A 13,535-nucleotide genomic window follows, 5' to 3' on the forward strand; every position below is an offset into this window, starting at 1 on the left:
TCTACAGAACTGAAAATACCATAATTAATAGATTGTTTTCAAGTCAAAGCCATATACAAAGTACAGGCTTAAAAAACTTATTTAAAGAAAAAATCTTTCCCGAAGCTCGAGCCGAAAGAATCAATCTCTTTATGCATGCTCAGTCCTTTTTTGATAATTCCTTCTCCATATTTTTCAGACAATTTTTCTATCGCCTGATGGAGCGGTTCATTTTTCGCTTCTTCTTCAAAAGTAAATAGATCAAGCTGTTTAAAAGCATTTTTTTTGTGCATCACATCCTGCCCTGTTATGCCGAGCAGGCGCACAGGCTCATTTTTCCACAGCTTTTGAAAAACAATCAAAGCATGCTGGAAAATTGTTCTTTCATCATCGGTTGGGTTTTCTAATTTCATACTTTTTGTTACAGTCGTCCGGTCTTTATAGCGAAGCATCACTGCAACTTTTGTCGCTACCGCCTCTTTTTTCTTCAATCGGAGACTTACCGATTTCGCCAAACTTTTCAGGGCATTCTTTAACTCTTCTTCATTTGTTGCATCTTCGGGCAGCGTCATCTGATTTCCGACGCTTTTAAAATCATAAACGGACGATGGATCAACCGGGCGATGGTCAATGCCGTTTGCTTTTTCTTTTAACCTTAATCCATTAATGCCAATTATTTTTTCTAGTTGAACGTCGTTTCCTCTTGCAAGGTCACCGATTGTCCGAATTCCGATCTTCTTTAATTTTTCAGCTGTTTTCGCCCCTACGCCATGCATCTCTTCTACATCAAGAGGCCACAATTTCTCTTTAATATCCCTCTTCCTTAAAACCGTTATGCCTAAAGGCTTTTTCATATCAGAAGCTGTTTTAGCCAAAAATTTATTCGGGGCAATTCCGATGCTGGACGGCAGCTCCAACTCATCAAGAAGCCGCTGTTGAATTTCTTTTGCCAGATCGAGCGGATGTCTTGCGACGTCTGTGACATCCATATATCCTTCGTCTATAGAAACCGGCTCTACAATCGGTGTGTATGAACATAAAATCGCAAACATTGCTTTCGATGCTTTTCGATAACGATCAAAACGGGGCTTTTTGACAATTAAATTCGGGCAAAGCTTCTTTGCCTCCCATACTGGCATGGTCGTCTTTACCCCAAACGCTCTAGCTTCATAGCTGCAAGTCACAACAATTCCTTTCCTCTCCTCCGGGTTGCCGGCTATCGCAAGCGGCAGCCCTTTTAACGACGGATCAAAGGCAGCCTCAACAGATGCGTAAAAACTATTCATATCAATATGCAAAATAACGCGGCTCATACACATCACCCAATATCATTGTACCATACATAAATAAAAGAGGCTCCCTTGTTCTTTTGAATGGGCGGACAGAGCTGAATGAAGCTGGCATTTCTTGCTGCCTGCTATGCAAATGCTTTAAAAATAAAGGAAAGGGGGTGTCTAATAAGTCGTTTTTACGGCTTATTGACGCCCCCATTAATGTTTTAGAAACGTTGATATATCGGTGTTTATGATTTTTATTTTCAATGGCGATTGGACTTTCTAGACAGCCCCGGGATTTCAAAATATAATTTTAAGGTAAATTCGTCGCTCCCATTAAGAAGCGATCCACTTCCCTTGCGGCACCTCTTCCCTCATGAATCGCCCAGACAATCAAGCTCTGTCCTCTTCTTGCGTCACCTGCAGCAAATACGCCTTCTACATTTGTTGTAAATTTGCCGTACGGAGCGTTCACTTTCCGGTTTACCGTTTCAACGCCAAATTGCTTCAGAACAGGCTGTTCCGGCCCTTCAAAACCGATTGCGATAAAGACTAAATCGCACGGCCATACTTTTTCTGTGCCGGGTATTTCTTTAAACACCGCATTGCCGTTTTCATCAAATGATTTTTCCATTTGAATCGTATGCAATTCTTTTACATTGCCATTTTCATCGCCGACAATTTTCTTTGTTTGGATGCAAAATTGACGAGGATCCTGTCCGAATTTGCTTTTAGCTTCCTCATATGCATAATCTAACGTAAAGACCAGCGGAGCTTGAGGCCATGGATTGCCTTCCGCCCGCTCCTTCGGCAAGGCTGGATGTTTACCAAATTGCACAACGCTTTTACACTTTTGCCGCAATGCTGTCGCTACACAGTCAGCACCTGTATCACCGCCGCCAATGACGATGACATGCTTATCTTTTGCATCAATAAACTTTTTGTCTGCAAAATTAGAATTGAGCAGGCTTTTCGTCGTTTCTGTTAAATAATCCATCGCAAAGTGCACGCCGTTTAATTCTCTTCCTTCAATCACAAGATCACGCTGCTTTTGCGCTCCTGTGCATAAAACAACAGCATCATATTGGGAGCGAAGCTCATCAGCGGTGATGTCTTTGCCTACTTCCGTATTAGTTATAAACGTAATTCCTTCTTCTTCTAAAAGACGTACTCTTCTTTCAACAATTTCCTTCTCAAGCTTCATATTCGGAATACCGTACATTAATAACCCGCCGATTCGATCAGCCCGCTCATAAACCGTAACGGAATGTCCCGCTTGGTTCAATTGATCCGCACATGCCAGACCGGCAGGACCTGACCCAACAATAGCGACTTTTTTACCTGTGCGCTTTTCAGGAATTCTCGGCTGAACCCATCCTTCGTCAAAGCCCTTATCGATTATTGCGCGCTCGATGCCTTTAATGGCAACAGCAGGATCTGAAATCGCAACCGTACAAGATCCTTCACACGGTGCAGGGCAAACCCTTCCGGTAAATTCAGGAAAATTATTTGTTTTTAAAAGACGGTCCAGCGCTTCCTTCCATCTACCTCTATAAACAAGATCATTCCATTCAGGGATTAAATTATGAATCGGACAACCTGATGTTAAGCCGTTAATCTCCATTCCCATATGACAGAAAGGAGTCCCGCAGTCCATGCAGCGGGCACCTTGTCTGGCAAGTGTTTCATTTGAAAACGGGAATGAATATTCCTTCCAATCATCAAGGCGGGAAAGCGGATCACGTTTTTTCTCTTCTTCGCGTACATACTCCATAAAACCTGTTGCTTTTCCCACGAGTCTCCCCCTCCTTTTCATCCATTCACTAGGTGCGCAATGAGGTTAATTTGCAACAGCCTGTAAAGCGAATGGTTCACCGGCGGTTGTTTTCTCATTCGCAACCGCTTCAAATGCTGCAAGTACAGCTTCTTCTTTCGTAAGACCTGAATTTTCCATTTTTTCAATCGTGCTGATCATTAATTTGTAGTTTCTAGGTATCACTTTAATAAATCTTCCGACATACTCTTCCCAGTGATCTAATATATGCCGGGCCTTTGGACTTTCTGTATATTGGAAATGCTTCGAAATCATGTCATATACAGTGCGGATTTCTTCTTCATCTTCAAGAGATTCAAATAACACTAATTCCTTATTGGCTGTTCGTTTGAATTTCTCCTGATCATCCGCCAATACGTAAGCAATGCCTCCGGACATACCAGCTGCAAAGTTTTTGCCGACAGATCCGAGAATGACAACACGTCCTCCGGTCATATATTCACAACCGTGATCGCCGACACCTTCAACAACAGCATTCACACCGCTGTTTCTTACACAAAATCTTTCGCCGGCTCGCCCTTGAATATATGCTTCACCGCTCGTTGCACCGTAGAACGCCACATTTCCAATAATGACATTGTCACTTGATGCAAAAGATGCTTCTTTCGGGTGACGGACAATTACTTTTCCGCCGGATAAGCCTTTTCCAATGTAATCATTGGCGTCGCCAGTAAGCGTCATCGTCATTCCTTTCGGTACAAACGCAGCAAAGCTTTGACCTGCTGAGCCGTAGAAATGAAGATTGATCGTATCTTCCGGCAGCCCCTCTTCGCCATATTGTTTTGCAATTTCGCTGCCTGTAATGGTTCCAACGACGCGGTTCACATTTTTAATGTTCAAATGGAGTTCAACTTTTTCTTTCCGTTTAATTGCCTCTTCAACTTTCGGCAATACTTCGTTCACGTCTAATGACTGGTCGATTTTATGGTTTTGCGGACGTGCAAATGTTCGCGAACCCTCCACTTGATAAAGCAAGCGGGATAGGTCAAGATGCTTTGCTTTCCAATGTTTTTTTGCACGGTCGCTAACCTTCAATACATCTACTCTTCCAACCATTTCATCAATAGTTCGGAATCCGAGGCTTGCCATGATTTCGCGAACTTCCTGCGCGATGAAATACATGAAATTAACAACATGCTCTGGCTTGCCCATAAATTTTTCACGAAGTTCAGGATTTTGCGTTGCCACTCCGACTGGACATGTATCAAGATGACATACACGCATCATGACACATCCTAGAACGACTAGAGGAGCGGTTGCAAAACCAAATTCTTCTGCCCCGAACAATGCCGCCATCACAACATCACGGCCTGTCATCAGCTTGCCGTCTGTTTCAAGAACGACTCGGTCACGCAATCCGTTGAGCATAAGCGTCTGATGTGTTTCACTAAGGCCGAGCTCCCACGGAAGTCCGGCATGCTTAATGCTCGTCTTTGGAGATGCCCCGGTACCGCCGTCATAGCCGCTGATTGTAATAACGTCCGCTGCACCTTTCGCAACTCCAGCAGCAATCGTTCCTACTCCAGCTTTTGAAACAAGCTTGACGCTGATTCGGGCATCTCTATTCGCATTTTTCAAATCATGAATAAGCTGCGCCAAGTCTTCAATTGAATAAATGTCATGGTGCGGAGGCGGTGAAATCAATTCCACACCCGGTGTAGAGCCGCGAACTTTTCCGATCCAAGGATACACCTTTTTGCTTGGCAGCTGTCCGCCCTCACCTGGCTTTGCTCCTTGAGCCATTTTAATTTGCAGCTCGTCAGCATTGACTAAATAATGGATTTTCACGCCGAAGCGGCCGGAAGCTACTTGTTTTATGGCACTTCGCTTCAAATCTCCATTTTCATCTGGAACATAGCGGTTCGGATCTTCTCCACCTTCACCGCTGTTGCTTTTTCCACCGATGCGGTTCATCGCAACCGCCAATGCTTCATGCGCTTCCTTGCTTAAGGAACCGAAGGACATTGCTCCTGTTTTAAAGCGGCGTACGATCGATTCCACCGGCTCAACTTCTTCAATAGGAATCGGTTTTCTAGATTCATTGAATTCAAACAAGTTGCGCAAAAACGTCACTTGCTCTTCATTGGCCATCTTCGAGTATTCTTTAAATAACTTATAATCGTTTTTCCGGCATGCCCATTGCAGCGTATGGATCGTTTTCGGATTGAATGCATGGTGTTCTCCGTTTCTTCTCCATTGAAATTCGCTGCCTGGATCGAGCGTTTCATCTCGATAAGTTGTTTTAAATCCTTGAGCATGACGCATTTTCGCTTCTTTTTCAATTTCTTTTAATCCGATTCCTCCAATTTGCGAGGCTGTTCCAGTGAAGTATTCCTCGATAACTTCTTCTCCAATGCCGACCGCTTCAAAAATTTGGGCTCCGCGGTAGCTTTGAATCGTAGAAATTCCCATTTTTGACATGACTTTGACGACCCCGTCTGTCACCGCTTTTTTAAATCTTTTTACTGCTTCTTTATATGAATATGGAATCGTTCCCTTTTGAACAGCATTTCGCACTGTTTCTAAAGCTAAATAAGGATTGACCGCATCTACACCATATCCTATTAGAGCCGCAAAATGGTGCACTTCTCTCGCTTCTCCGCATTCAACAATAATGCTTGCTTTCGTGCGGGTTCCTTTTTTCACCATATATTGATGCAGAGCGCTTCCGGCAAGCAGTGCTGGAATTGCTGCATATTCTTCATTTACTCCGCGATCTGATAAAACTAGAAGTGTAGCGCCGTTTTCCACCGCTTCATCAGCAGCTTGAAAGAGCTGATCTAATGCATTTTTCAAATCATCTTTAAACAAAGCTGGCAAAGTGACGCATTTAAATTCAGGATACGGATTATTTTTCAAAGCAGCGAGTTCTTCATTCGAAAGAATTGGAGATTCTAAGCGAATGCGTCGTGCTGCTGATGGATCAGGATCGAGAATATTTCCTTCTTTTCCTAACAGTGTCATCGTAGAAGTGACGATCGATTCACGAATCGCATCAATCGGAGGATTCGTTACTTGGGCAAACAATTGTTTAAAATAATTAAACAAGCTTTGCGGGCGATCTGACAGCACTGCAAGAGGAGTATCATTTCCCATTGCGCCGATCGGATCTTTTCCATCGATCACCATTGCTGCAATTGTTTTTTCAACATCTTCATACGTATAACCAAACGCTTTTTGGAGTTTGGTTAGATCGTCAACCTTTTCAACATCTTCAGGGACATTGATGTCGAAAATAGAAATCATCTGATCATTGATCCACTGGCGATATGGTTTTTCTTTGGCGATTTCTTCTTTGATTTCCTGATCAGAAATGATTCTTCCTTCTTCCAAGTCAATCAACAGCATTTTTCCTGGACTCAGCCGGTCTTTATAAAGCACATTTTCCGGTTCAACATCAATCACACCGACTTCTGATGAGAAAATAATGTAATCATCTTTCGTCACATAGTAGCGGGCTGGTCTAAGTCCATTGCGGTCCAAAATAGCTCCGATCTGCTTTCCGTCTGTAAACGAGATGGCCGTTGGACCGTCCCACGGCTCCATAAAACAGCTGTGAAACTCATAAAATGCTTTCTTATCATCATCCATTTCATCATCCCAAAACCACGGTTCAGGAATAAGCATCATCGCCGCGTGCGCCAGCTTTTTCCCTGCCAGCACAAAAAATTCAAAAGCGTTGTCTAAAATGGATGAATCGCTTCCGTTCATATCTAAAATAGGTGTGATTTTTGTCAAATCATCCCTGAAAACGTCTGAAACAAACAGCTTTTCCCTTGCAGCCATCCAATTCACATTGCCGCGCAATGTGTTGATCTCGCCATTATGGATTAAATATCTGTTTGGATGCGCTCTTTCCCAGCTTGGGAACGTATTGGTGCTGAATCGGGAGTGGACTAGAGCAAAAGCTGATTGAAATCTCTCGTCCTGCAAGTCTACATAAAATTCATCTAATTGTTCAGGCGTCAAGAGACCTTTATAAACAATTGTCCGGCTTGATAAACTTGCAAAATAAAATTCATTATTTTGAACAAGACGTTCTGCTTGTTTCCGAATAACATACAGCTTTCTCTCAAAAGTAAGCTCGTCTTGAATATCATCGCTCGCCCCAATAAATACTTGTCTGATGAAAGGTTTGCTCTCTTTTGCAAGCCAACCGATCTTTTCAGAATTTACCGGCACAGTTCTCCAACCTAATAATATTTGTCCTTCTTTTTCAATGATTTTATTGATTTCTGTTTCATAATGTATCCGATCATGTTCACGACTCGGCAAAAAGACCATTCCGACTCCATATCGTCCTTTTTCTGGAAGGTTCATTCGTCCGCAAGCAACTTTAAAATAATTGTGCGGAATTTGAACCATAATGCCTGCACCGTCTCCAGTTTTCGGATCGCTTCCTTGTCCGCCGCGGTGCTCCAATTGACAAAGCATGTGAAGGCCTTTTTTGACAATATCATGAGAAGGTTTCCCCTTCAGATGAGCATATAAACCGATCCCACATGCATCATGTTCAAATTCAGGACGATAGAGACCTTGTGCCTTTGGTAATCCTATCTGTTTCATCTCTTCTCCCCCATTCTCATGCCGATAAGTCTGTATGTATAATTGTAGTTTTCAAAAATAATATTAACAATATATAATTTAGATAATAATAATCTCATTTTGATATAAATTGCTTGGGGGTGAGTCAAATGGAACTGAGACAGCTTATATATTTTTGGGAGGTTGCGAAGCGGGAGCATGTTTCAGAAGCTGCTGAAGCCCTTCATGTCGCACAGTCGGCTATCAGCAGGCAAATAGCAAATTTAGAGGCGGAGCTCGGAGTGGAGCTTTTTGAAAGGGAAGGAAGGAATGTTAAGCTTACTCCAATTGGACGTCATTTTTTGCCCCATGTCGAGACGGCTTTAAAAGCGATCGAACACGCCAAACAGCAAATTGAAGAATTTTTGGATCCGGAAAGAGGAACAGTTAAAATCGGCTTTCCGACCAGCTTGGCAAGCCATACAATGCCGACTGTTATTTCCGCTTTTAAAGCAAAACACCCGAACGTTTCCTTTCATTTGCGACAAGGTTCTTATAAATATTTAATTGAAGCCGTCAAAAAAAGAGAAATCGATTTAGCTTTTCTCGGTCCTATTCCGACGGATGACAACGATGTGAAAGGGGATATTTTATTTACGGAATCCTTTGCAGCCCTTTTGCCGCACAATCATCCGCTTGCGCACAAAAAAAGCTTAGTGCTGACTGAATTACGTAATGAACCGTTTGTGACGTTTCCAGAAGGTTATATTCTGCATAAAATCGTGCATGAAGCGTGTCAACAGGCTGGATTTTCCCCAATTATTTCATCGGAAGGGGAAGATTTAGATGCCATCAAAGGGCTCGTATCGGCAGAAATTGGCGTAACATTGCTGCCTGAAAGCACTTTTTATGAAACAATGCCTCGTTTTACGGTAAAAATTCCGATTGAAATGCCTCGTGTAAGCAGAAATGTCGGCATTATTATATCGAAAAATTACGAGCTGGCCCCGTCCGTTAAAGTTTTTTATCAATTTGCTAAAGAGTTTTTCTCAGTACTAGAAAAATATCAATAAAAAAGATGCTCTTCCAACACGACGCTGGAAGAGCGGAACGGCTGTCAATATTATAGAAGCCGGAGGTTGTAAAAACTATCAGAGGTCTTGCAGATGTTTTGGAGCTGTCAATTCTTATTATGAAGCCTAAGGCCTGGCACATCGGATCGTTTGCTGAGTGACGAGCTTCCGGCTTCAAATTTTCAAAGCTCTATTGGTTTGCTACCTCTTTTATAATGGCGACAACTAATTCTGCTGTTTTGACAAGCTCCTCAATCGGCATTTTTTCATTTGTTGTATGAATTTCCTCATAACCAACAGCAAGATTAACAGTCGGAATACCGAAGCCAGCGATAATATTCGCATCGCTTCCGCCCCCGCTTTTTAACAATCTGCTCTCTCTGCCGATTGTTTTGATAGCTTTTTTAGCAATTTGAACGACCTTATCTTCATCGGTAAACGTAAATCCGGGATACATTACGTTAATATCCACTTCTGCTTTTGCTCCCATTTCGGCAGCTGCTGTTTCAAAAGCTTCCTTCATTTTTTGTACTTGCTGCTCCAATTTTTCAGGTACAAGTGAACGCGCTTCAGCTAAAATATCAACGCGGTCGCATACGATATTTGTTTGCGTTCCCCCTTCAAAACGGCCGATATTTGCCGTTGTTTCTTCATCGATTCGGCCTAAAGGCATATTGGCAACTGCTTTTGCTGCAACCGTAATAGCGGAAATTCCTTTTTCTGGCGCAACCCCGGCATGAGCGGTTTTTCCGTGAATCGTCGCTTTAATTTTTGCATGTGTCGGCGCCGAAACAATAATGTCTCCAACTTTTCCGTCACTGTCCAATGCATACCCGTATTGCGCGGTAATCAGTTTTGAATCAAGCGCTTTTGCCCCAATTAAACCTGATTCTTCTCCAACCGTAATGACAAACTCGATTTTCCCGTGAGGAATGTTATTTTCTTTTAATACACGCACCGCTTCCAGCATTGCGGCAAGGCCCGCTTTATCATCAGCGCCTAAAATCGTTGTTCCGTCCGTCACAATATATCCGTTTTGTATAGAAGGTTTTACCCCTTTTCCAGGTACGACCGTATCCATATGAGAGGTAAAATAAATCGTATCAACGCCTTCTTTCGTCGCCTCTAGCGTACAAATTAAATTTCCTGCTCCATGTCCTGTTTTTTCAATTGATTCGTCTTCTATTACTTGTAGTCCAAGCTCGGTAAATTTTTGCTTTAATACATTTGCTATTTCCCGTTCAAATTTTGTTTCTGAATCAATTTTCACGAGTTCTAAAAATTCATTCACTAGCCGGTTTTCCTGAACCATTTTGTCTTTCCTCCTAATTATGTATTCATGTTTAGTGTAACCGATTTTGATTCCGCTTGTGAAATCAAAAAGAAGCTGTCGATGAAGGTTGTCCCCTCTAAAAAATCGTTGTACAATGTTTTATAAATCATGTATGTGGAGGGAATCATGATGACAAGCAAAAAAATGCAAAAGTGGGTTGTTTATATTATGTTAGGTTCATTGCTGATCACCTCAATTTTAACAGGCATCACTATGTGGCTTTAAAAATTCAACATGCACTTTTTACACCACATAGGCTGTTTGGTGAAAAACAATTTCTTTCAAATCGGTGCTTCCTCTCTCGATTGCTCGTCCTCATACTACCTTTTGTTACATATTTTCCGATAAAGTCCATGAATTCCGCACATTCATTTTCGCAAAATCAATCTCGTCCGCTGCGGACTTTTGGCATCGTTGCCGCGAATTTTTTTACAGATCACGCTGATTTATTCCATAGCTGTTCACGAATATTTTCAGATCATGCGAACCGATATGGTGAACATTCTTAGCCGATTTTTTTCAGCAGACACGGTCCATTCTTCTGTTTGTATTTTGAAAAGTGCAGCTCATAAAGGCGTTTCTTCTAAACATATGTACGAAAAAAGCATTGACACGATCTCTCGTTTTATTGTGCTCAATGACAAGCGCTTCATCCTTTTCCTTTTTTGGCGTCGGCAAGACCTTTAAACTGGCTTTTAATAATTAAATATTGCTCCATTTCATATAAAAAATGATAAAGCCTTGCTCTCGTTTCAAATTCCTTTCTTGTTTTCGGAAGCGGTGCCCTTTCCATCTCTTTTTTGATGTCATCTAGCTTTTTTAAAAATTTCTTTGCTGTATTTCCGGAATGAATGTTGTCTTTTAACTCTTCAATAAACTGTGCAATAAGGTGCGCTTGTTCTACGTTTGCGGTGATCATCGTGAACGTCGGCAGCACTCGTTCAATGATTTCAAATTGTTTTTCTCTCATTTTAAAATATGCATAATATTGGTCTTCATGTCTTAGCAAACGATTTTCTACATTTCGGAGCGCCAATCCTTTCCCTTTTTCAATGAGATCGGCTGTCTCAGGAATTTCTTTTCCATCCCACGTATAGTCGCCTTCTCTTAAAAAAGCTACAATTTTTTCAAAAATAACCGCAAAGTTTTTTTCTACTTCTTTTCGATAAACATTAAGGTCATTTTCCAAGCTCGGCATATACAGATTCATTAAGAGCGCTACTCCGATCCCTGTCACAATAATCAAAAGTTCGTTTTGAACAATATCCAGCGTTATTTGACCTGCTTCATATAAGTGCAAAATAATAACAGCGCTCGTTACAATGCCTTCTGTCGTTTTAAAAAGCACCATTGTCGGTATGAAAAAAAGCAACAGAAATCCAATGACAATTGGATGGTAACCAAAAATTTCAAAAAAAAGAAAAGAAAACATCATTCCCGTTATACAAGCAAAAAACCTGGACCAAGCGCTTTTCAATGATTTCTTTTTTGTTACTTGAATACAAAGAATCGCGATGATGCCGGTGGAAACAAAATGGTTTAAATCCATCAGCTGTGCTAAAAATATCGATAGAGAAGCACCTATCGCTGTTTTTAACGTACGATAACCGATTTTAAATTTTCTCATTACTCATCACCATCATTTGCCTATTCTCTTTTCGAAATAAAAAAGGCGCCACATCTAAAAATGGCAGCCTTTTCTTTTTATACTTCGTCACAATATTGCTCGAATGCCTCTTGCAATTTTTGGACAACAGACATCGGCTCATGTCCTTCGATTTCATGGCGTTCAATCATGGTAACGAGCTTTCCATCCTTGAGCAGCGCAAAAGATGGAGAAGACGGCGGATAACCGGTAAAATAAGATCTAGCTCGTTCCGTAGCTTCTTTATCTTGACCTGCAAATACAGTCACTAATTGATCAGGACGTTTATCATAATGAAGCGCATGATATGCAGCCGGTCTTGCGATTCCGCCTGCACAGCCGCAAACAGAATTAACCATTACTAAAGTGGTTCCTTTTTTCGTTAAAGCTTCATCCACTTCTTCCGGTGTTTTCAATTCCGTATAGCCAGCGGCAACGATTTCCTCACGCGCTTGGCGAACTATGTCGTTCATGAAGAAATTAAAATCGATGCTCATTCATTCGCACCCCTTTCCCTTTTTTTCACCATTATATTGTTATCTTACAATAACAGCAATCTTTGAAGCAAATGTTAACCAATGTTGCTTAAGCATTATTTCTAATAACTCAAAGGACTAATATACGGATGTCGTTTCTTTCGAAATACCTTCTAATATTTGTTTTACTCTTTGCAAAAATCTTCCGCATACTACCCCATCTAATACTCTATGATCGAGAGAAAGGCAGAGATTCACCATATCGCGCACGGCGATCATTCCGTTTTTCATGACAACTAATCTTTTCACAATCGTTTCTACTTGCAGCAAAGCCGCTTGTGGATAGTTAATAATTCCCATTGATTGAATAGAGCCGAATGAACCTGTGTTGTTAACGGTAAATGTGCCGCCTTCCATTTCCTTCGCTTCAATCGTTCCCGTTCTAACCTTTAAAGCAAGCTCGTTAATTTCTCGAGCAATTCCTTTAATGGATTTTTCATCAGCATGTTTAATAACTGGTACATAAAGCGCATCATCTGTTGCAACAGCGATCGAAATATTAATGTCTTTCTTTTGAATAATTTTATCCCCCGCCCAAGTCGAATTCATTTGCGGATATTCTTTCAACGCTTCTGCAACGCTTTTCACAAAAAACGGGAAAAATGTTAAAGGAAAACCTTCTTTTGCTTTAAATTCTTCCTTGATCGAATTTCTTAATTCAACTAACCCAGTTACATCGACCTCAATCATCATCCAAGCATGGGGAATTTCTGTTTTGCTTCGCGCCATATTTTGAGCAATGGCTTTGCGCACCCCAGAAACAGGAATTTCAGTATCACCGGCTGTTTTAGGTGATTTATAGGATTTCGTTTCTTGGATCAAGGAGCCCTTTTTCGGTATATTACCTGCTTCAATCAGCTTCAACACATCTTTTCGGGTAATTCTTCCGAAAGCTCCCGTTCCGTTGACTTTTTCTAAATCAATATCATGTTCTTGAGCTAGCCGAAGCACTGCCGGAGAATACCTGTTTTTCATAGTCTTCTTTTCCGTTTCTTCTTTTTCAGCCGACTGATGGTCATTAGCATAAAGACTGTCTTTTGGCTGAATGTTTTTTTCTTGTTCAACCGCCACAGCCTCCACTTCAATTCTGCAAATAACTTCACCAACTTGGAGAGTATCTCCCTCCTCAGCTAAAAGCTCTTTAATTACACCTGTATATGATGAAGGAACTTCTGCATTTACTTTATCCGTCATAACTTCTGCAATGGGATCATATTTGTTGACCTTATCGCCGATGGAGACGAGCCACTTGCTGATTGTTCCTTCTGTCACGCTTTCTCCTAATTGAGGCATTTTCATTTCTTCGATTAGCACGTTGATTCCTCCTTGAGATTAGG

The 13,535-nt window shown here is 41.4% G+C and carries 9 protein-coding genes; 2 read left to right on the forward strand and 7 right to left on the reverse strand.

Features of this window, described 5'->3' with window-relative positions:
* Positions 1-77 precede the first annotated feature (77 nt).
* The 3 genes from NSQ71_RS12000 to gltB form a co-directional block, all read right to left on the reverse strand.
* A complete protein-coding gene (locus NSQ71_RS12000) occupies positions 78-1,298 on the reverse strand; it encodes a DNA polymerase IV (protein WP_066247697.1) in 1,221 nt (406 codons plus the stop codon).
* 268 nt (positions 1,299-1,566) lie between these two features.
* On the reverse strand, positions 1,567-3,048 hold the full coding sequence (locus tag NSQ71_RS12005; protein WP_063388146.1) for a glutamate synthase subunit beta: 1,482 nt from the start codon (positions 3,046-3,048) through the stop codon (positions 1,567-1,569).
* 45 nt (positions 3,049-3,093) lie between these two features.
* Complete coding sequence (gene gltB, locus NSQ71_RS12010; RefSeq protein ID WP_340733986.1) at positions 3,094-7,653, reverse strand: glutamate synthase large subunit; 4,560 nt, start codon at positions 7,651-7,653, stop codon at positions 3,094-3,096.
* Positions 7,654-7,781: 128 nt separating this feature from the next.
* On the opposite strand from gltB, the gene NSQ71_RS12015 reads away from it, so the two are divergent.
* Entirely contained in the window at positions 7,782-8,684 is a 903-nt protein-coding gene (locus tag NSQ71_RS12015) for a LysR family transcriptional regulator (protein WP_063388144.1), read from the forward strand.
* A gap of 190 nt (positions 8,685-8,874) precedes the next feature.
* Here NSQ71_RS12015 and NSQ71_RS12020 read toward each other — a convergent pair whose 3' ends face one another.
* Positions 8,875-9,996 carry a tripeptidase T gene (locus NSQ71_RS12020; RefSeq protein ID WP_063388143.1) on the reverse strand — a complete coding sequence of 374 codons (1,122 nt, stop codon included), beginning with the start codon at positions 9,994-9,996 and terminating at the stop codon, positions 8,875-8,877.
* Positions 9,997-10,143: 147 nt separating this feature from the next.
* Between NSQ71_RS12020 and prli42 the strand changes: the two genes are divergently transcribed.
* The gene (prli42, locus tag NSQ71_RS12025; protein WP_232515568.1) at positions 10,144-10,242 is read left to right on the forward strand and encodes a stressosome-associated protein Prli42; all 99 of its coding nucleotides are present in this window, start codon (positions 10,144-10,146) and stop codon (positions 10,240-10,242) included.
* Positions 10,243-10,666: 424 nt separating this feature from the next.
* Here the strand turns inward: prli42 and NSQ71_RS12030 are convergent, their stop codons facing one another.
* From NSQ71_RS12030 to NSQ71_RS12040, 3 genes are all read right to left on the reverse strand, one after another.
* Entirely contained in the window at positions 10,667-11,644 is a 978-nt protein-coding gene (locus NSQ71_RS12030) for an aromatic acid exporter family protein (protein ID WP_063388142.1), read from the reverse strand.
* A gap of 77 nt (positions 11,645-11,721) precedes the next feature.
* Positions 11,722-12,159, reverse strand: a complete 438-nt coding sequence (locus NSQ71_RS12035) for a BrxA/BrxB family bacilliredoxin (protein WP_063388141.1) — start codon at positions 12,157-12,159, stop codon at positions 11,722-11,724.
* A gap of 117 nt (positions 12,160-12,276) precedes the next feature.
* Positions 12,277-13,512, reverse strand: coding sequence for a dihydrolipoamide acetyltransferase family protein (locus tag NSQ71_RS12040; RefSeq protein ID WP_340733987.1), 1,236 nt, complete (start codon positions 13,510-13,512; stop codon positions 12,277-12,279).
* Between the last annotated feature and the right edge of the window lie 23 nt (positions 13,513-13,535).

Origin of the sequence: Aeribacillus sp. FSL M8-0235, assembly GCF_038000355.1 — a bacterium.
In the GTDB taxonomy this organism is placed as follows: Bacteria; Bacillota; Bacilli; order Bacillales; family Aeribacillaceae; genus Aeribacillus; species Aeribacillus composti.

Coding starts and splice junctions, on each gene's coding strand:
- NSQ71_RS12000 (WP_066247697.1), bottom strand. CDS start 1,298: ATGTGTATGAGCCGCGTTATTTTGCATATTGATATGAATAGTTTTTAC.
- gltB (WP_340733986.1), bottom strand. CDS start 7,653: ATGAAACAGATAGGATTACCAAAGGCACAAGGTCTCTATCGTCCTGAA.
- NSQ71_RS12015 (WP_063388144.1), top strand. CDS start 7,782: ATGGAACTGAGACAGCTTATATATTTTTGGGAGGTTGCGAAGCGGGAG.
- NSQ71_RS12020 (WP_063388143.1), bottom strand. CDS start 9,996: ATGGTTCAGGAAAACCGGCTAGTGAATGAATTTTTAGAACTCGTGAAA.
- prli42 (WP_232515568.1), top strand. CDS start 10,144: ATGATGACAAGCAAAAAAATGCAAAAGTGGGTTGTTTATATTATGTTA.
- NSQ71_RS12030 (WP_063388142.1), bottom strand. CDS start 11,644: ATGAGAAAATTTAAAATCGGTTATCGTACGTTAAAAACAGCGATAGGT.
- NSQ71_RS12035 (WP_063388141.1), bottom strand. CDS start 12,159: ATGAGCATCGATTTTAATTTCTTCATGAACGACATAGTTCGCCAAGCG.